This window comes from Sphingobium vermicomposti, from assembly GCF_011762025.1.
Lineage (GTDB): Bacteria > Pseudomonadota > Alphaproteobacteria > Sphingomonadales > Sphingomonadaceae > Sphingobium > Sphingobium vermicomposti.
In genome coordinates this window covers 270,759-290,233 of the sequence record NZ_JAASQR010000004.1, presented here as the reverse complement: position 1 = coordinate 290,233, position 19,475 = coordinate 270,759, and the positions used below count along the sequence as shown (strand labels likewise).

At 61.6% G+C, this 19,475-nt stretch carries 15 protein-coding genes, 1 tRNA gene and 2 pseudogenes; 5 read left to right on the top strand and 13 right to left on the bottom strand.

All coding sequences use genetic code 11. The features are described 5' to 3' along the window. The 6 genes from FHS54_RS14705 to FHS54_RS14680 form a co-directional block, all read right to left on the bottom strand. Entirely contained in the window at positions 1–378 is a 378-nt protein-coding gene (locus tag FHS54_RS14705) for a TadE/TadG family type IV pilus assembly protein (RefSeq protein WP_243855828.1), read from the bottom strand. After that, positions 378–848: a TadE/TadG family type IV pilus assembly protein gene (locus tag FHS54_RS14700; RefSeq protein WP_167304906.1), complete on the bottom strand. Its 471-nt coding sequence runs from the start codon at positions 846–848 to the stop codon at positions 378–380. The genes FHS54_RS14705 and FHS54_RS14700 overlap by 1 nt, the downstream gene beginning before the upstream one ends. Positions 849–850: 2 nt before the next feature. Further along, positions 851–2,041: a pilus assembly protein TadG-related protein gene (locus FHS54_RS14695; protein ID WP_243855784.1), complete on the bottom strand. Its 1,191-nt coding sequence runs from the start codon at positions 2,039–2,041 to the stop codon at positions 851–853. 416 nt (positions 2,042–2,457) lie between these two features. Next, positions 2,458–5,532, bottom strand: a complete 3,075-nt coding sequence (locus tag FHS54_RS14690; protein WP_167304904.1) for an efflux RND transporter permease subunit — start codon at positions 5,530–5,532, stop codon at positions 2,458–2,460. Further along, on the bottom strand, positions 5,529–6,617 hold the full coding sequence (locus FHS54_RS14685; protein ID WP_167304903.1) for an efflux RND transporter periplasmic adaptor subunit: 1,089 nt from the start codon (positions 6,615–6,617) through the stop codon (positions 5,529–5,531). The genes FHS54_RS14690 and FHS54_RS14685 overlap by 4 nt, the downstream gene beginning before the upstream one ends. A 20-nt stretch (positions 6,618–6,637) precedes the next feature. Further along, the gene (locus FHS54_RS14680; protein WP_167304902.1) at positions 6,638–8,122 is read right to left on the bottom strand and encodes an efflux transporter outer membrane subunit; all 1,485 of its coding nucleotides are present in this window, start codon (positions 8,120–8,122) and stop codon (positions 6,638–6,640) included. A 110-nt stretch (positions 8,123–8,232) separates the two neighbouring features. Between FHS54_RS14680 and FHS54_RS14675 the strand changes: the two genes are divergently transcribed. After that, positions 8,233–8,874, top strand: a complete 642-nt coding sequence (locus FHS54_RS14675) for a TetR/AcrR family transcriptional regulator (protein ID WP_341785981.1) — start codon at positions 8,233–8,235, stop codon at positions 8,872–8,874. A 21-nt stretch (positions 8,875–8,895) separates the two neighbouring features. On the opposite strand, the gene FHS54_RS14670 is transcribed toward FHS54_RS14675, so the two are convergent. Continuing rightward, a complete protein-coding gene (locus tag FHS54_RS14670; RefSeq protein ID WP_167304900.1) occupies positions 8,896–9,867 on the bottom strand; it encodes a bile acid:sodium symporter family protein in 972 nt (323 codons plus the stop codon). A 91-nt stretch (positions 9,868–9,958) separates the two neighbouring features. Here FHS54_RS14670 and FHS54_RS14665 point away from each other — a divergent pair, with 91 nt between their 5' ends. Then, on the top strand, positions 9,959–10,717 hold the full coding sequence (locus tag FHS54_RS14665; RefSeq protein WP_167304899.1) for an enoyl-CoA hydratase-related protein: 759 nt from the start codon (positions 9,959–9,961) through the stop codon (positions 10,715–10,717). A gap of 61 nt (positions 10,718–10,778) precedes the next feature. Here FHS54_RS14665 and FHS54_RS14660 read toward each other — a convergent pair whose 3' ends face one another. Then, entirely contained in the window at positions 10,779–11,300 is a 522-nt protein-coding gene (locus tag FHS54_RS14660) for a MarR family winged helix-turn-helix transcriptional regulator (RefSeq protein WP_167305175.1), read from the bottom strand. A gap of 128 nt (positions 11,301–11,428) precedes the next feature. Here FHS54_RS14660 and FHS54_RS14655 point away from each other — a divergent pair. Then, a tRNA-Gln gene (locus tag FHS54_RS14655) sits at positions 11,429–11,503 on the top strand. Between the two features lie 194 nt (positions 11,504–11,697). Here the strand turns inward: FHS54_RS14655 and FHS54_RS14650 are convergent. Next, positions 11,698–12,792 (bottom strand): annotated as a pseudogene (locus FHS54_RS14650) (recombinase family protein); the annotation flags it as partial. 437 nt (positions 12,793–13,229) lie between these two features. Here FHS54_RS14650 and FHS54_RS14645 point away from each other — a divergent pair. Both FHS54_RS14645 and FHS54_RS14640 read left to right on the top strand, forming a co-directional pair. After that, positions 13,230–13,676 carry a hypothetical protein gene (locus FHS54_RS14645; protein ID WP_167304898.1) on the top strand — a complete coding sequence of 149 codons (447 nt, stop codon included), beginning with the start codon at positions 13,230–13,232 and terminating at the stop codon, positions 13,674–13,676. Between the two features lie 308 nt (positions 13,677–13,984). Beyond that, positions 13,985–14,554: pseudogene (locus FHS54_RS14640) on the top strand (tyrosine-type recombinase/integrase). A gap of 217 nt (positions 14,555–14,771) precedes the next feature. On the opposite strand, the gene FHS54_RS14635 reads toward FHS54_RS14640, so the two are convergent. Genes FHS54_RS14635 through FHS54_RS14620 form a run of 4 tightly spaced genes read right to left on the bottom strand, consistent with a single transcriptional unit; the run spans position 14,772 to position 19,040 of the window. Further along, positions 14,772–15,047, bottom strand: coding sequence for a DUF3325 domain-containing protein (locus tag FHS54_RS14635; RefSeq protein ID WP_167304897.1), 276 nt, complete (start codon positions 15,045–15,047; stop codon positions 14,772–14,774). Beyond that, complete coding sequence (locus FHS54_RS14630; protein ID WP_167304896.1) at positions 15,044–16,558, bottom strand: PepSY domain-containing protein; 1,515 nt, start codon at positions 16,556–16,558, stop codon at positions 15,044–15,046. The genes FHS54_RS14635 and FHS54_RS14630 overlap by 4 nt, the downstream gene beginning before the upstream one ends. Further along, positions 16,555–16,836: a hypothetical protein gene (locus tag FHS54_RS14625; RefSeq protein WP_167304895.1), complete on the bottom strand. Its 282-nt coding sequence runs from the start codon at positions 16,834–16,836 to the stop codon at positions 16,555–16,557. Before FHS54_RS14625 ends, FHS54_RS14630 begins: the two co-directional genes overlap by 4 nt. Beyond that, on the bottom strand, positions 16,833–19,040 hold the full coding sequence (locus tag FHS54_RS14620) for a TonB-dependent siderophore receptor (protein WP_167304894.1): 2,208 nt from the start codon (positions 19,038–19,040) through the stop codon (positions 16,833–16,835). Before FHS54_RS14620 ends, FHS54_RS14625 begins: the two co-directional genes overlap by 4 nt. Positions 19,041–19,475 lie beyond the last annotated feature (435 nt).

The following is a 19,475-nucleotide window of genomic DNA, read 5'->3' as shown; positions in this document are numbered from 1 at the left end:
CTAATAAGCTCTCTTGGTATAGCTGATTGTCAGGGGACGCGTTTCGAAAACAATGAAGTTTAGCGGGCGGGAATAGCTCATGCTGATTTCGGTGTAGGGAACGAAATATTCGGTGCCCTGGACGATTGTCGGCGCTTGAGCATAGGCCGGATCGAGCCCGAATTCCCTGGACGTCACGCGCGCTATGATTTCCGCGTTGGAAGGCCGGGGATATATGGTGGCAAAGCGCGCACCTTCATCCACTGCATGCTGCAGCCCAGTGCGGGCACTGGCGATGACACCCAGCTGAATCGCCCCCATCACCAGAACCAGGAAAGGGGGCAGCGCAAGCGCGAATTCGATCGCCGACACGCCGCGCTGATTTCTGAACAAGCGCATCATTGCAGCCGCACCGAAGCCGAGCCTGTGAGCGCAACGCCTTGGTCGGACGCCCAGTTGCCGTGCGGAAGGAGACCAGCAAACATCGGCTGGTAGGTGTTGGAAATGGTGATCGCCACATAGCGTTTCAGCTGCTGGCCTGCAGGGCAGATTGCATCGGCCGACGCCTGCACCGTAGTGTTGCAAAACAGGGAGCCGGTGATGGTGACGGCATTGGTTGGAACGCCAGCCGCATTCGCGGCATCCGTCACGAGATTTTGATAGGCCAGACTGTTATAGCCGCCCTTGGTCGCCATTTGCGCTGTGCGCTCTGCCGCGGTTTGCAGGCCAATCTTCATTTTGAAGGCCATCGCCAGGTCCGCCGCGATCAACGTCATCAGGGCCAGGACGGGCACGATGATCGCCAATTCGATCGTGCTTGTCCCATAGCTATCGGAACCCAGCGTGCCGAAGGACCGCTTCACCGTCATCGTCAGCTCACCAGCCTGACGATCGTGGCGGGGAGATCCTTCGCACCGGGATAGTCGTCGCACTCATTCTGGATCGTGCTATTGCCGATGAAGGTGACGCGCCTGCTGACCATTTTCACGCATTTCGTCGTCATGCCGGACGTGCCGCTAAACTCCAGCGCCTGGGACGGGAAATAAAAGGCACCCTGGAAGGAGGAACTGGCATTGCCGTTGACCTTGTTCGTCCCTGAATCAAGCGCTCTCCGGTCCTGGTAGAAAAGGACACCGGAATAAGTGTCGCTTTGCGGGGATGTCAGATTGATCGTTGCGCCGCCATTGATGTCCAGTGTCGCGATCTGGTTCGGGTTGGTGGACGCGCTGCTGCTCGTCAGGATGATGGTGACGCCCGCGCCGCTGACCACCGCTTGCGATCCGACGCTGAAGCTGCTGCCGTCGACATAATAGACCCCCGGCGCCATGTTGAGCGTACCCTTGACGTCGAACCCCTTGAAGCAGCCGGGACTAACCGACTTCGTTCCATGCGGATTAACGCTGACCTTGCCCGTACAGCCCGACGGGCTGGGCGTAGGCAATATGGCATAAGGATCGGCTTCGGGAACGCTATAGGGAAGCAAGGTGGTGGAAACATCATAGTTGGAACTGGTCTGCAATCCGCCGACCGCTGCTACTGGGCTGGCCTTGACGGTGCTGCTGCCCCCTGCATTGACCGCGTTGGCCGCGCGCGAATTGGTCATGATGCCGCAGCCCAGATTTACGGTGGCGTTACCCTGAAGGGTTATGCCCACAGCCGCAGTCTGTTCCAGCGATACGACGCAATATTCGCCCTGGCTGACGACAGCCGCCGTAGCTTCGCCGGTTATGACCGGCGCAGTGATACCCAACATCTTTGAAAAGGGCAGTTCTTGCATCGTTTGCAGAACCACGCGCACCGCTTTGCCATTCCCGGCATAGGCCCCAGCGGTCGGGGCATTTTCGATAACCGGCGTCTGCGACAGCGTAATGAGCGGCATCTGACCGATGTCGGAGGTTGCGCTAGCCGAAGCGCTGAAGCCTTGCGCCAGGCCATAGGCACCAGCCAGCGCAGCCGAGTCGGCCTGCCGCTGGATCTGGCGCTTCCACAAGGTCCATTGCACGGTGTCCGTGGCGAGCCCGGCTGCAGCGACAAACAACGGCATCGAGGCAGCCGCCATCATCAGGACGCTGCCTGTCCTATCCCTCATTAATCGACGCGGCGACCTTCGCATCATCCGGTTTCCCCGTGTTGTGATGCGGCGATTGTAAAAAATGAGGGTCGCCAAACCACAAATATATATGGTTAACGTCGCCTATATCATGAATAAGTTAGATATATCCTTTGATATATTACTCATATTTTACGGTTGAACAGCACGGCACTGCGCAAATGCAGAAGTGATCAAACAAATATTATCAACATATTATATAATATATGGTAATATTATATTACAAATTACCTCAATTCATCATATTACTTATTTAGAATAAAAAATTTCATATTATTCAATGTAATATAAATCATGAATATCGCAGGATATTTTCTTTTTCTCTTCCCAAGCAGCACGCGAAAAATGATGGGCGTCCCCCGCCACGATCAGGTGGTCACCGGGTCCTCGTCGCCGGGCTGGCGGGGCGTGACAAGCCGTGCGGCCTTGGGCGAGAGCCACCGTTCGAACCCGTCCACAATTTCGTAGATGACAGGCACGAAGATCAGCGACAGTGCGGTCGAGCTGATAAGGCCGCCGATCACTGCCAGCGCCATAGGCTGGCGGAATTCCGCGCCTTCGCCCAGCCCCAGCGCCGTCGGCAACATGCCCGCCGCCATCGCGACGGTCGTCATCACAATTGGCCGTGCGCGCTCACGGCAACTATTGCGCAGCGCCTCACCCATCGGCACGCCGCGACGTTCATCCTCGATTGCGAATTCGACCAACAGGATCGAGTTTTTCGCGCACAGACCCAGCAGCATCAGCAACCCGATCAGTGCCGGAAGGTCCAGCGTCTTGCCGAATATCAGCAGCGTTGCAAAGGCACCCAGCAGCGACAGCGGCAACGCCGCCAGGATGACGGCTGGTTTGAAATAACCCTTGAACAACAGCACCAGCACCGAAAAGGTGAGGCCAATGCCCGCGGCGATGGCGATCATGAAACCGCCAAACAATTCCTGGAGCGCTTCGGAATCTCCTTCGCGCGCTTCCTTCACGCCTTTGGGCAAGTTCTTCATCACGGGCAGCGCGGCGATTTCCTCCAGCGCCTGGCCCAGCGTGCGACCGGACACCAGATCAGCCTCCACCGACACGCGCCGTTCGCGGTCATAGCGGATGATCTTGCCCGGTCCGGCTTGGAACGTGATATCCGCGACGGCCGACAGCGGCGTAGTGTTTCCATCCAGCGTCGGCACGCGAAGCCCGGAAATGACCGACAGATTTTGCCGCGATCCTTCGGGCAAGCGTACGCGGATCGGCACCCGTTCATCGCCGTCCGACAACTTGGCCACGTTGGCGTCGATGTCGCCGATGGTGGCGACGCGCAGCACCTGCGCCAGCGTGCGGCTATCGACATTCAGCCGCGCCGCTTCCGCCGGGCGCGGCGTCACGATGAGTTCGGGTCCAGCGGGAGGCGGCGAGGGACGCGGATCAGATATGGACTTCACGCCGCGCATCTGACGCAGCAAGGCGTTCTGGGCCCGCTCCAGCGCCTGACCATCTTCGCCCGACAGCACGATGTTCACCGCTGCGCTGCCAAATGTGCCCTGATTGGACAGGCGCACATCGGGAACGTCGCGCAGCTTGGGGCCGATGACCTGGCGGAACTCGTCAGTCGTGATGTCGCGGTCATGTTTCAGAAGGACGGTAATCGTCCCCGCGCCCATATCGCCTCCACTGCCGACCTGCGCGAACACGGTGTCGACCACAGGCTCCTTCAGCAACAGCCGGGTTGCCTGACCGACCGATTGCTCCATATCAGCGCGCGTAGCACCGGGCGCGCCCTGCACCGCGATATAGAGATAGCCGGGATTTGATATTGGCTGGAACCCGACAGGGGTGGCCGCCGCCATCAGGAACGAGACGGCCAGAATGCCCGCACCCAGGGCCATGGCAGTCCAGCGTCGTGCCAGCATCCAGTCGAGAATGCGGGTATATCGAACATAGATTGCGCTATGTTCCTTGTCCGGTCGATGTTTTCGATCATGAAGCGGCGTTAGAAAATAGGCTGCCATGAGCGGCGTCAGCAGGCGCGCGACCACCAGTGAAAACAGCACAGCGGCTGCGACCGTCAGGCCGAATTCGCGAAAGAACTGGCCCGCCTGGCCGGGGATCAGCGACACCGGAGCGAACACGGCGACGATGGTAAAGGTGGTCGCGATCACCGCCAGGCCAATCGCATCCGCCCCGATCAGCGCGGCGCGATAGGGCGATTCCCCCGCTTCGATCCGCTTTTCGATATTTTCCACTTCCACGATGGCGTCATCGACCAGGATGCCTATGACCAGCGTGAGGGCAAGCAAGGTGATGCTGTTGAGGCTGAACCCCATTGCCGCCATGAAAACGAATGTCGGAATCAGCGACAAAGGCATGGCGACGGCGGCGATGATGGTTGCACGCCAGTTGCGCAGAAACAGGAAGACGATCAGCACCGCCAGGAAGATGCCTTCCACCAGGACATGCTGGGTCGAAGCAAAGGTGCGGCGGGTGGAATCGACCGTCGACACCAGCCGGGTGAACTTGATGCCGGGATTCTCCGCCTCCAACTGTTCGATGGTCGCAATCACCTTGTCCTCGACACTGATGTCGCTGACGTCGCTGGTCTTGCTGATCTGAACCGCGGTGACGGGGCGACCGTCGAGCCGGGCGAAGCTGCGCTCCTCACTTTCGCCATCGCCGATTTCGGCGACGTCGGACAAACGCACATAGCGACCGGCCACCGGAATGGTGACGTTGCGCAGGCGATCCACATCATTGGTGGCACCCAGCACCCGGATGGTCTGTTCGACCTGGCCGACACCCGCACGCCCGCCAGCCTCGTCCGTGTTGAAGGCGAACAGCGCGTTGTTGATCTGCGGCGGTGTAACGCCCAGCGCTGCCATCCGCTGAGGGTCGAGGATGACGTTGATTTCGCGGGTCGCGCCGCCGATGCGGATCACCTGCGCGACCCCGTCCTGGGCCTGGAACGCGCGCGCCGCGACCTTGTCGACGAAACGGGAAAGGTCGGCCCCGCTCATCCCCGTGGCGCTGACCGCATAGGTCAGGATCGGCGCGTTATCGATGTCCAGCCGTTGGACCAGTGGCGGATCGATACCGGGGGGCAACTGCACCCGCGTCCGTTCGACCGCAGTGCGCACATCGTCGGTCGCCTTCTGCATATCATTGTGCAGTTCGAACTGCACATTGGTGACGGACGACCCCAGCACCACGGTCGAACTGACATGTTTGACCCCCGACACCGTGCTAAGCGCGTTTTCGATGGGCCGGGTGATCTGGTTCTCCATCTCACTCGGCGCGGCCCCGCTTTGTGTCACCGTCACCTGCACGATAGGAACGGTCACATTGGGGAACTGCTTGATGGGCAGGCCGACATAGGCGACGATGCCCGCAATCGTCAGCAGGATGAAAAGCGAGACGACCGGAATTGGGTTGCGGATCGACCAGGCGGATATCTGAAAGCTCATCGGGTCGCCGCCTTGCCCTGTACAATGCGAACCTTGTCGCCTTCCAGCACAAAGGCCCCGCCGCTCAACACCGCCCGCGCGCCCGGCTTTGCACCGGCCAGGATTTCGGCAAAGCCGGCCGCCCGGCGCCCGGTGCGGACATTGACGCGCTTCACCCGGTCATCCTTGTCCAGCAGCAGCATATAGGCGCCATCGGCGTCATAATGGATGGCGGCTTCGGGAACGGTCGTCACCGGGGCGCTCGCCTTGACGAAGCGCGCCTGAGCAAAGCCGCCCGCGCGCAGATCATCCCGCACCGGCAACGCGATGCGCGCGCGCGAAAGGCCAGTTTGATCGTCCACCCGCGCACCCAACAGCCGCACCCGGCCATTCAGCGTCGTGCCATCGGCCAGCGTCACGGTCACCGGATCATTGATCGACAGCGTCCCCATCGATGCTTCAGGTATTTCCGCGTCCAGTTCGATCAGATTGTCCCGCGCGATGGTGAACATTACCTGCCCTGTCGAGGATGCATCGCCCGGTCGCGCGGAGCGTTGCAGCACGCGACCAGCCACGGGCGTGCGAACCGCCATGCGCTTTTGCCGGGTAAGCAGGTCATTGAGCTGCGCGCGCGCCACCTCCACGCCCGCCGCCGCGGTCCGGTTGGCGTTGCGGCGTTGCTCGATCGCTTCCTGCGACAGCACGCCGCTATTATCCAGTCCGACGACGCGCCGTGCTTCTGCCTTGGCCTGGTCCGCTTGCGCCTGCTGCTGCGCCAAAGTGGCGCGCGCCTGCGCGATCTGCGATTCCAGCAGGGCATCGTCCAGCACGGCCAGCACCTGCCCGGCGCGAACGTCGGCATCTTCTTCCACCAGCACGCGCGCGATACGGAAGCCCGACAGTTCCGGCGCAATCGCCACTTCTTCACGCGGGATGAGACGACCGGACGCGGTAAATCCGCCATCCAGCGACTTTTCCTGAACCTGCGCCACCGTGACGGTGGGCGGCGGCGGCGTGACCTTCTTTTCCGCATCTCCGCAAGCGGCAAGCATCTGCAATGCTGCCAGCGCGGCTGCGGTGAAGGCAAGAAGCGGCTTATGCGTCACGGGCTTTCCCTGGGCGAAATTCATGAAAGGGGGGATGTCGAGGTCGAAGGCTGTTCAGCCGCGATTGGCAGCGGCACCGGCGGATGGCCCGGCGCGGTGGCGGGCGCGGCAGGGTTCCACCCTCCACCCAGCGCCCGAAATGCACTCACCACATTGGTCAACGCCTGCGCCCGCGCGATAGTGAGCGCGGTGCGCGCGGCGCGCCAGGTGCGTTCGGATTGCAACAGGGTGGTCAGGTCGGTCAGCCCGATGCCATAGCCGCGCCGCGCCGCGTCAAAGGCGAAACGGCTGCGCTCCTCCGCGCGGGTCAGGTCCGCCAGGCGGGGGCGATCGTTGGTCACCGTGAACAATGCGATGTCGGCATCGCGGAAGGCCGCCTGCACCGCCGCTTCATAGGCGACGACTGCCTGCTGCCCCTGCGCCTCAGTCGCGCGCAGCCGGGCCATCAAGCGGGGGCGGTCGAGGATGGGCAGCGTGATGCCGCTCGCCAGCGACCAAAGGCCGTTCGTGCCGCCCAGCGCGCCTACCGTGTGCGTGATACTGCCGCTGCCTTGCAGGGTCAGTTGGGGGAACAGCGCCAGCCTGTCCACCTTCACCTGTGCCGTGGCGGCGGCGACCCGCGCCTCCGCCGACAATATGTCGGGGCGGCGGGTCAGCAGCAGCGCGGGCAAGGTGGCTGGGACGGCGGGAGGCGCGTCTAGCTGCGCCTCGATCCCCAGGCTGTCGGTGGGCGCGTCCGCCCTGCCCGTCAGCACCAGCAGCGACCTTTTGGCGTTATGCAGCGCCGTGTCCAGCCGCACGACCTCCGCCCGCGCGGTCGCAACGTCGCTTTCCAGTCGAGCGGTGTCCGCGCCCGACACAAGGCCTCTCGCCAGCCCCAGCCGCGACGTGGCAGCCAGTTCCTCTGCGATACGACGTGTTTCGGTCGCATCGTTACGTTGCACCAGCAGCCCGCGCGCATCGAACAGCGCGCTCGCCACATCCGCCGCCAGGCTGATCCGCGCTGCGTGGTAATCATAGGCCGCGACCACATAATTGGCCCGCGCGCCCCGTCCAATTGCCGCCAGCCGACCGAACAAGTCGATTTCCCACGAAGGCGAAAATGCAGCAGAATAGGTCTTGCTGGTAAGGGTCGTACCAAACAGGTCCGCGCCGCTGAACTGCTCCCCGCTTTGTATCCGGGCCGAGCCGGTCACGTTGCCGGTCGGCAGGCGTTGCGACAGCGACTGGTCGCGTATTGCCCGCGCCTCCCTCAAACGGAAATAGGCGGTTCGGGCGTCGGTGCTGTCGGCCAGGGCGCGATCGACCAGTTCAACCAGTTGCGCATCGCCGAACCTGTCCCACCAGCGGTCGAGCGCCACCTGATCAGCCGCAGCCCCCGGCGTTGCTTCATAAGCCGTCGGCAGCGCAATCTGTGGCCTGTCAAGCTTGATGCCCGGCGCGCAGCCGCCCACAGCCATCGCAGTTGCGGCAACAAGGCAAAGATGGAAACGGGCAATCGACAAGAGGCAGCTCCGCGTCGCGCAAAAGGCGCTGATTTCGACCCGGAATAGGCGCGCCGAAAAAAGGAAACAAGACTGTTTCTTTTATCAGCGAAATTTTCTATATCGGGATTATGACGGATGCTCCCACCGCCCGAAGACCCGGCCGCCCCCGGCGGGAGGAGGCAGGCGACATTGAAAAACGCTTGATGGATGCGGCCATGCAAATGCTGATCCAGCATAGCAGCGGGGTGACGATGAATGCCCTGATCACGGCATCCGGCCTGTCGCGCAAAACGGTCTACGCGCGCTATCCCAACATGTCGGCGCTGCTGCTTTCGGTCCTACGCCAGATGCTGGATTTCGAGATGGCGCCGCTGGTCATGCCCGAAGGACCGGACTGGCGACGTCGGCTGCGAGCTTTCATCGGTATCCTTCTGGACGAAATGTCGGAACCGCACGCCCACGTGTTGCGCCGTATCCTATTGATGGATTCCAGCCTGTTCGAAGAGGTGAAGCCACGCATCGAGCAATTGATGGTCGACCGCTATATCAATCCCCTCAACGCCTTTTTCACCGACCTTGTCGAACGCGACCTCATCCCTCCACAAGACACGATGTTCGCTGCGGAAACATTGATGCAGATGGTGCTGCAAGAGGCCCAACGCTGCTTTTTCGATGATGGGGTGGACAAGGACAGCTCGATTTTCGTCTGCAAGGTTGCCCGCCTGATCTGCGGCGGCCTGGTGGCAGGCCCTGACATGCTGGAACCGTAGAAACAGCAACTGTCCGGTGCGTCAGTCCGATGCGGCGATCTTTGCGCTATAATGCCGGGCGATCAGCGCGCAGGCCATGAGCTGAATCTGGTGAAACAGCATGACCGGCAACAATATCGGCCCTGCCAGGCTTGCCGGAAACAGCACACTGGCAATCGGCACCCCGGTCGCCAGGCTCTTTTTCGACCCGCAAAATTGCAGCACGACCGCATCTTCGCGGGGCAGGCCCAGCACGCGCCCCAGGCCCCATGTGAACAGCAACACCGCCACCAAAATGATGGCGCACAGCGCCGCCAGCAGCGCCAGTTCCATCTGCGAAACCTTCTGCCACAATCCTTCCACCACCGCCGCGCTGAAGGCCGAATAGACGATCAGCAGGATGGAACCCCGGTCCACCCGCCCCAACATCGCGCGATGCCGTGCCACAAAACTGCCAATCAGCGGGCGGCTCAAATGCCCCAGCAGGAATGGCAGCAGCAATTGCAGCACGATCTTTTCTATCGACGACAGCGAAACAAGCCCGCCTCCCCCGCCCTTGTCCATCAGCAATGCGACCAGCAGCGGTGTCAGCATGATGCCCAGCAGGTTGGAAAAGGACGCGCTGACCACCGCCGCCGCCACATTGCCACGCGCGATCGCGGTAAAGGCGATGGACGATTGAACGGTCGAAGGCAGCAACGTCAGGAACAATAGCCCCGCCCGCATCGGCAAGGGAATGGCGTCGACATGCCCCATCGCCAGCCCGATCAGCGGAAAGACCAGGAAGGTGGTGCCAAGCGTCGCCAGGTGCAGCTTCCACGCCTTTGCCCCGTTCCATATCGCGTCCCGCGACAGCTTCGCGCCGTGCAGGAAGAACAGCAGGACGATACCCGCGTCGGCTGCCACCGACAGGATATCGGCACCATGGCCCCGCGCCGGCAGGAACGACGCTAGCAGGACCATGCTGATCAGCAACAGCAGGAAGGGGTCGAACAGGTCCCGTAAACGGCGCATCAACGCGGCTGTAAGGGTGATCGACGGAAAAGGATAGACGCCGGGATGGCCGATAGCTCTAGTAAGGCAGGATGAAAGGACGGGACACCGAATGAGCGAAGAGATTGAATGGGGCGAACGGGATGGCCTGATGGAAATCATCATCAATCGCCCCGACAAGAAGAACGCGCTGACCGCCGACATGTATCGGCAGATGACGGCCGCCCTTGCCGCATGTTCGACACGGTCCGACATTGGCGCGGTGCTGTTCGCGGGGAAAGGCGACGCCTTCTGCGCTGGCAACGACCTTAAGGATTTCGCTCAGGGACCGCAGGGTGGAGAAGCCGCTTTCGCCTTCATTCGCGCCATTGCGGCATTCGACAAGCCTGTGGTGGCTGCGGTTCAGGGTCTGGCGGTCGGGATCGGCGCAACCATGCTGTTCCACTGCGACCTGGTCTATGCGGCTCCAGATGCCCGCTTCATCATGCCCTTCGTCAATCTGGGTCTTGTGCCCGAAGCTGGTTCCAGCCTGCTCGCGCCCGCGACATTGGGCCACGCCCGCGCGGCGGCGATGCTGTTACTAGGCGAACCGATGGATGCCCAGACCGCTGACCGCGCGGGGCTTCTTAGCGCCATCGTCCCGACCGAAAGCCTGCTGGACCATGCCCGAGCCAAGGCTGCGGCGCTGCTCGCCAAACCGCCCCATGCCATCGCGGCGACACGGCGGCTGATGAGGGGCGACCGGACCCAGATTTTGCAACGTATCGACGAAGAAGCGCAGTTGTTTCGCGAAATGCTGGAATCTGCCGAGGCGCAGGAAGCCTTTGCCGCATTCTTCGAAAAGCGCGCGCCCTCCTTCTCCCGCTCCTGACGCCGATTGGAGGAAATCACGCCCCTCGTCCCAGTCGTTCTGCACGTCGTTTCCGGCGCGCTTAACGTCCGCGCAGGCCGAACACCATCGACCGATCGGCATCCGGGATCAAACCTTCCAGCACGCGCCAAAAGCCGGTGACCGACCCCTGCCCCGCCTGGGCATAGGCAGCGGCCATCTTTTCCCGCAACGCGCGAAACAGTTCGGCTTCCAGCTCCTGCCCTGCCGGACTCAACCGCAACAGCTTCTGCCGGCGGTCGTTGGGGCCCGGACGCGATTCGATATAGCCACGCTCAATCAGGTCGGTCAGCACCCGCCCCAGCGACTGTTTGGTAATGGCAAGCAACCGCAGAAGGTCCTTGACGGCCAGGTCCGGCTGGCGCGAGATGAAATAGAGCGTGCGGTGATGCGCCCGGCCCAACCCCTGCGCGGCCAGCCCCTCATCAATGGAACGGGTCAGCGCCGAATAACCGAAATACAGCATCTCGATCCCCCGGCGAATCTCATTTTCCCGCAAAAACAACGGAGAAGCCGGGGTAACCTGTGTCGATGAAGACGATATGGTAGAACTGCTTGCGGTCATGCCGGTCATTTCCAGAACGGGAGGTTCGAAGGTACGCATATTGGCTGGCATAGAAGGTCATGACCAGACTTTCCTTTCGCGCGGCAGACGTTATATGGCGAACCGCGCCGGCCAGTCCGTGCGCATGCTGGGGCGTCGCCAAGCGGTAAGGCAGCGGCTTTTGATGCCGCCATGCGCAGGTTCGAATCCTGCCGCCCCAGCCAACTATCCTTAATGTTCAACTACTTTCGGCCATGGTCTGCGGTCCGGCCTCAAATGGCGCGGTTCCGCGCGCTTTCGGCGGTGGTCGGAACGGCCTGATACACAGAGACGGGGATTTCGTGCGCTAGAATCACAAAAAGGCCCCCGCGTCTCACGAGGCCTTTCCAAGTGGTACCGGATTTTTGAAGAAGGGTCGTTAGAAGCCGAGCGCCTTGCGTTGGCTTTGCCATTCAAGCGGGATGCGCGGCAGCTGCATCATGCGCCGGGTGGTGAGAGCTGGCGGATGCCGCCCTTCAAGAATCGCGTTCACGATATCAGGCGCGAGGAAGGCAAGACGCGCAACTCGCTCGAGCTTGCGATCGCGCGACGAGGCATGGCCATCAGCAAAGCGCTGCTGCCGTGCGTCTTCCGCCTTCGCTAGCAGCGCAACCAGCGTCGGATTGACCTTGGGTGGACGATCCTTTTCCGGTCGCAGCACGAGCCTCAGATTATGACCGCGTCGATCGGGCTTGGTGGGAACGACCAGAGGCAAGCGAATGCCATCATCCTCGGTCGCAGGCGTCGCCTTATCCAGCAACCCAACGAGCAGGCGCTGACTGATCGAGCCCTCGATCCTATCAGGATGGACGCGGATCGTCAGCCCCAAGGATTGAAGCCGTTGCTGCAACTCGGCTTTGTTCGCCTTCTCCATCTTCGCGGCGAGCGCCTGCGCGGCGTGGCCACGGCGAAGGACCACCTGTGCTTCCACCTGGGGTAACGCCATGATCGTCCGATTATCGGCGAACAGGCTGCTAGTCGCATCTATCACTGCCCGCTCGAGTTCCGCGGCCGGCAGACGAAGCGCGGAAGCCTTCATGTCAGCATCATCAACGGCGGATGCCATGCTGGAAATATAATAGCGGTAGCGCCGCTGCTTCTTGACCGCATGGCTGGGCGACATCGGCCGGTCGAGATGATCGCGGATCATACCGGTGAGCAGACTGCCATGCTGGCCATTGCCCCGCTCGCGCTTGATGCCGATCGCCGCCTTGCGCTTTTCCTGCACCGCGTCCCACAATGCCTGGTCAATGATGGCCTCATGCTGGCCTTCGTAGATCTGATCCTTGTGCCGAACCTTGCCGAGATAGGTGGGGTTGGAGAGCAGATAGTGCAGCGGTCCGCGAACGAACGGCTGCGCTTCCCCACCGCTCCGCTGCGGCCGGTTGAAGATCTCTTCTGCCCTGAGCTCATCGAGCAAGGCCATGACTGAGGGCAGCGCAAGATAGCGGCGATAAATATGGACGAGCGTCTTCGCCTCGGTCGGATGGTCCGAACATTATTCCAGCCGGAGAGCGCCCGATCCTGACCACGCCACAGATCGTTGGGCGTTCCTTTCAAGCTGGGAAGAGATTCGAAAATTCTGATAGGGTCCGTGGGAGCCTGCTTCGATTTTGCGCTTCCCAGTTTCGAAAAATCAAAAACCAACTTACTCACCCCCTTTTCATCCCCATCGCGTGGGGCTGTAGCTAACCGTTTTTTGAATAACAGGCCACCGTAGCATGTCGGCTTTCAGGCGCTGGCACAACGCCGACGAAAGACTGGCACTTGTCGGTAATTCCTGAAGCGGTTGTGCAGCCAGCCAATACCGATCAGGTTAACCCGATGAATAATGACAGGTCAGCAACGCAGCGCCTAAGGTCGGGTCAGCGGCAAATCGCCGAATAGCCAGTGAAGACGAGGTTCTAGAAAATGGACGAAGACCCAATCGACATGTTTAAGCGCCTAATCGCCGAAAACGCTGTCGGGCGGGCGGGCGGCACGAAGAATCCAAAGGGCTCTGCGCGCGGCAAATATAACCGCCGCAAGCAATCGCTCGCGCATGCGCTGCACCAGATGCAAATCGCCATTGATGATCTGACCGAGCAGAACGGCACATTATACAAGCGCGACGAGGTCGAGACGCTCAAGGTCGCGATCGACGAGTTGATCGAGAAGACCGGCTTGATCGCGCCCAACCAGGAACCGCCTTCACAAGAGGAACTCGACGGGTTCATGGACATGCTCACCAATGCGAAGCCGTGGGTGCCCCCATCGAGAGATCAAATGGAGTCGCTGTTCTCCGAACTCGGCCTCACTTACGTTCCCGACGAGGACGAAGACGATGCTGGGGACCAGGATGGCGCCCCAGCCGCCTGATCCCCACCCTGGCGAGCATGGATGACCGGTTTTGGGGAACACAACGGTTGGCCTCGAACGACCGAACGTAGCCGCGATGCTGATGGACCGCTTCAACCGGCGCGAACGGCAGCTTCAATCAGTACCGGACGTTCATCGGGAACGGAGTATCGTCTGGCTTTGGTTGGCATAGGCCCCGAGGATTTTCAGACCGTTAGACCCAAAAGCGTTCTTTATGTGGCCGTTCTGGCCATTGGAGAACGATCATGGAGATGCCTGAAATCGAACACACCGTCACCAAGCGCCAAGTCTGAAATGCCGGACGAACTGTGAGCGCGAAGCGCGCGCTCGAGCCGAAGCAAATATAGGAAATCCGCTTCTACCTGAATCAGCGCCGCCGCTTGCGAGATCGGGCGCTCTTTGACCTGGCGATCGACAGCAAACTCCGAGGCTGCGACTTGGTGCAGATGAAGATCGGCGACCTTGTCAGCGGCGGGCAAGTCCGGACGCGGGCGATCGTCATGCAGCAGAAAACAGGCCGACCAGTTCAGTTCGAGCTGCTTCCAGACGCTCGCGCTAGCTTGCTGGCTTGGCTCGAGCGGCGGGGCGGCACGGTGGACGACTACGTCTTTCCCAGCCGGGTCGATCACAACGGGCATCTCAGCACCCGCCAGTATGCCCGGCTGGTCGATGAATGGGTGACAGGGGTCGGTCTGATGCGAAGTGAGTATGGCACGCACTCCCTGCGCCGGACAAAGGCATCGATCATCTATAGGGCAACCGGCAACCTTCGTGCCGTTCAGATACTGCTTGGCCATAGCAAGATCGAGAACACGGTCCGCTATCTCGGTATCGATGTGGAAGACGCACTTGCCCTTGCTGAAAACACTGAGATTTGAACCCTCGGCTCCTCGCTCCCGCGAGGGGCCGACCTCACAGCGTCTGGGACATTGCCGTCATTCCCGGGGCCTGCGTCGAAAGGGCGTCTTCCCGGCCCAATGCCGCACGTTCTGGAAAAGAGCAAACGGCGGCAGGGAACGGGAAATGCTGGCTGTTTGTTAACTGACCGCTCAGCGCCGAACCAAGATAAGCTGCCATGCCCTATGTGCGACGGCGCTACCTTCTGCCCGCCCGCCGTCGCCGGGACGAGACAAGGGCGCTCATCGCCACGGCCGCCAGCGCAGCGAGGCTCAATTCGCCGATCCATCGCAGGATGGCGAGCGCCCCGTCCGGCAGCGCCACGCCAAAGGATAGAAGGAGCACGGCCCAGCCCAAGACCCGCAAACCGCGCGACTGCGTTGGCGATAACGGGCGGCCCAACACATCGCGCTTATGCCGCGTCATCGAAAGGCACAGGCACGACATGCCAATGAACGCGAACAGGGCGGTCATGCCGTCACCACGTTCCGCCGCATCTTCATTGGTGTCGTCACGCCCAGCGCCAGAAGTCCGGTCGCAATGAGCGCCATATCGACCGACGCACGCACCATGTCGCCGCTGCCGATCCACACGAACAGCCCACTGCCCGGCACGGCCATTTGCGAAATGGGCGCAGCGAGGCACAGCAGCCCAAGGCATCGTCCCTGCCATATCCACGCCTGCGGGGGAGCCATCCACAAGGCATTTACGAGCGCCGCCAACCACGCCAGGAAAAAGGCCGACGCCTCCCACCCCATGCGCCCCGGCAGGCCGAAGGGCAACAACCGGTTCGCCAGCAGCAGGGACGCAATGGCGATCGGCAGGCCAGCGATCACAGCAACATTGGTGCGCTCCGCCGCAGTCGACCGGGCGCGGGCGGCGTCCTTCGGCCGCCGCTTCACCACCCACAGGATCAGACCGGTCGCCATCATCGCCGTGCCAAGCAGGCCAGACAGGAAGAACAGGAAGCGCAGGCCCGCCCCGGAGAAACGGGCCAGATGCAGCCCATAGAGCCAGCCCTGCGTCGTCACCGCCGGACCGCCGCCATCATGGCGCGCGACCAACTGGCCATCGGCGCTGAAGCGCAGCCATGGCAGATCATAGGATATGCTGTCGGCATCCCGACGCTCCATTGTGATCGTGGCATGGTTCGACCCAGGATCATCGACCAGGATGCGGCCGGCGCGACCGTCCCGCCAAAGACTCTCTGCCCGCGTGACGATATGGTCCACCACCTCGCCCGAAAGCACCTGACGCTTCTTTTGCGGTGCTTGCGGCACCGCAGTTGCTATTCCCTGCCCCGCCAGATCGCGGACATAAGCGGCCGTGTCGCCATGATAGGCGCGCTGGATCGCCCAGGGCATGAACATGCTCGTCAGCGTCACCAGACCGGTGAAGCTGATCATCAGGTAGAAGGGCAGCGCCACCACGCCCGCGACGTTATGCGCGTCCAGCCAGCTGCGCTGTCCCTTGCGTGGACGAAATGTGAAGAAATCCGCGAAGATGCGCCGATGCGTGATGACCCCGCTGATGATCGCCACCAGCATCGCTATGGCAGCGAAGCAGATGAGCCAGCGTCCGATCCGACCCGGCGCGTTCAGGTCGAAATGAAAATAGAAGAGGAAATCGCCGCCCATTGTCTCCCGAGCGTGCAGACCTCCGCCGGTGCGCGGGTCAAGTTGTTCGGACCTGAAGCCGCCCTCCATTCCCTTCCAGAGAATCTCGGTCACCGGGTTGCGCGCATTGGGCAGGTCGATGCGCCACAGCCGGGCATCGGCGCCGACCTGACGCAGCCGTTCGACAGCATGAAGGGCTGCTTGTGGATCAACCGCCGCGCCGCTCAATTCCGGGCGCATCCATTGGCTGATTTCCTGCCGGTAATAGGTCAGCGAGCCGGTGAGGAACACCGCGTAGAACAGCCAGCCGGGAAACAGCCCCGCCCAGCTGTGCGCAAGGGCCATGGTCTGACGAAAACCGTCCTTCACCCTCTGCCCCCCAACCATCCGGCCAGCAGGAAGGCAGCACTGGGCAGGAGGACGATTGCCCATGCGACCGTGCCCCGGCGCGGCACGAACACGGCAAGAGCCACCAGCACTAACAGCAGATAGGCCAACAGATGTGCCGTCACCGCAGCCTCAATGGCCGACCCCGGCAGCATGGCCGCCAGCCCGGACGCGGCCAGCGCGGCCACGGCATAGCCGCCACCCAGCCCGGCGGCGATGCGGTTCAGCACCGCCCGCCGACTGGGAGCGCGCTGCTTCACCAGCGCCATGCCAAGTCGATGGTGCCGTTGCGCGCCTGTCCGTAATAGCAGCGATCGATGCCAGCGCAGGACGACACATAGGTCTTGTCGAAGAGGTTGTTCGCCTTCACTGACAGCTCCAGGCCGCCCAGCGACGGCACCCATTTGCCGAGATCGACGCGCAACGAGGCGTCGAACAGGGTGAAGGCGGGCACGCGCGACAGATTCGCCGCGTCGCCATAGGTGAAGCTGGAATGGCGCGCGCCTGCACCGATGATCACTCCGACCGGGCTGGCATAGTTTAGCCACAGCGACGCATTGTGGCGCGGCACGGCCATCAGGCGCAGGCCCTGTTGCCGCCGGGCTTCCACCGCCAAAGTCTCAGGGTTGATGCCGGACACGGTATCATTGCTGCTGGTCACGCGGGAATCGAGCAGCGTGTAGGCTGCCACCGCGCTGAACCCGGCCGTAAGATCGACATTGGCTTCCAGTTCCAGGCCGCGCATCCGCACCTCGCCCGTCTGCTTGCCGAATCCGATATTGTCAGGATCAGGCGTCACATAGTTCCGGCGGCGCAGGTCGAACAGCGACGCAGTGATCATGCTCTTGCCATCGCCAGGCTGATATTTCACGCCCAGTTCATACTGGCGGCCGCGTTCCGGATCGAAGGTCGTGCCCCGTGCGTCGGTGCCATATTGCGGAACAAAGCTTTCGGAGAAGCTGGCATAGGGCGCCAGCCCATTGTCGAACTTGTAGAGCAGCCCCACCCGCGTCGTCAGAGCCTTGTTTTTGGTCTTGAGTGTGCGATTGGTCGGATAGTCATAGGTCTTGGACGATGCCCAGTCCTGCCGCACGCCCACCAGCAGGCGCCAATCGCCCAGCGAAATCTGGTCCTGCGCATAGAGACCGGTCTGTTCCGGATGATAATCCTGCTTCCGGAAGAAATTGCGGGGCCCGATCGTCTGGAAATATACGGGCGCGAAGACGTCGAGCGTGCGGCCATTCAGGATCACCTCGCGGTCGGTCCCGTTCTTCATCCTCTGCCAGTCCAAACCCACCAGCAGCTTGTGCGACACCGCTCCGGTAGCGAAGCTGAAGGCGGCATGGTTGTCGATTGTCAGGTCGTCGGCATATTCCTTAAGGCCGAACACCTGCCGTGACGCAGTGCGCCGATCCGCCAGCAGCCGGTTGATGTAGATGTTCCGGTTATCGAGCTTGGTGTGGGTATAGCGTAGATTCTGGCGAAAGGTCAGCAGATCGCTGAAACGATGCTCGAACTGGTAGCCCGCAGAGGCCGTCTCACGATCCCAGCGCTGATAATTGGGGTCGCCCGTGAATAATTCCCGCGAGATGGTGCCGTTGGGATTGTCGATGACCGTGCCGATAGTCGGCAGCCAGTTCAGCGTGGAACCGTCAAAATCATCGTCCTGATAGTGGGTCAGGACGGTCAGGCTGGTGTCTTCCCCGATCTTCCAGGTCAGGGACGGCGCGATGAGCACGCGGTTGCGGTGGGAAAAACGATAGATGTCATCCGTCTCGAACCATGTGCCGGCGATCCGCGCCGTCACGTCGCCCGATGCAGTGAGGGGGCCTGTCACATCTATCCCCACCTGCTTGCGATCGAAAGAACCAATGCGAAGCAGCAGCTCACCGCCAAACTCGTCCTTTGGCCGCTTGCTCACCATGTTGACCAGGCCGCCGGGCACCGACTGGCCGAACAGCACGGACGCAGGGCCTTTGACGATTTCGATCCGGTCGTAGAGGTAGGGGTCGAAGCCGCCGCTGACATAGCCCGTGCCACCCAGCCGCAGTCCGTCGATATAAGTGTTGGGCGCGGCGCCGGTAGTGCCGTCGTTGCCAAAGCCGCGAATGGCCAAAGCATCACCGCCATAGGTCACGCCCTTGGTGTTAGCAAAGACGCCCGCTGTGTAAGTCAATGCGTCGCCCAGCGACAAAACACTGCGGGCCCGCAGGTCCTCCAGGTCGACGACGGAGATGGACTGCGGCGTCTCCACAAGCGGCGTGTTGCTCTTGGTCGCGCTGATCGAGGTATCGACAAGGCGGATGCCCGTGACAACAATAGACTCATCGGTGTGCGCACGTTCCGCTGTAGGTGCGGCGTCAGTAGATGGGCTGCCCTCCACAGCCCCGGCGTTTGATCCCACCGCCAGCGTGGCCAAAGCGCCCGAGGCCAGAAAGCGCCGGACAATTTTATGTGAAGCCATCTACACCCCCGATTACAAGCCAGAACGCACTAAATGCGACCGATTCGCATTAGCTCATAGGTGGAGGTGTCGTTGTTGGCTAGCCACGGCACAGAGAAATTTTCAGTCTTTTCAATTGATGGACGGCTGGAGATCGTCTGCGACCAGGGCGGCTGCGCGATTTGCTATGAAATTAGAATACGAACGAACTGCCGCTTGGAGAGTTACAAATCCGACGCTCATGGCTGAACGGCGCTTTAGCCGACCAGCAGCCGTCAAACTTTCAAGTGACCGGTTTCCGGCGTAAGCCGACATACCTGTAGCCTTACCGGAACGGCGTAAATTGGTCGCGTGCCGCCGTTTAGGTCATGCGGCGACATCGCCAACATGGGACGATTGTAGCGCTTCCCCTGACCGTCGAAGTCGGTCATTCAATCACGCTGCAAATTATGGCGC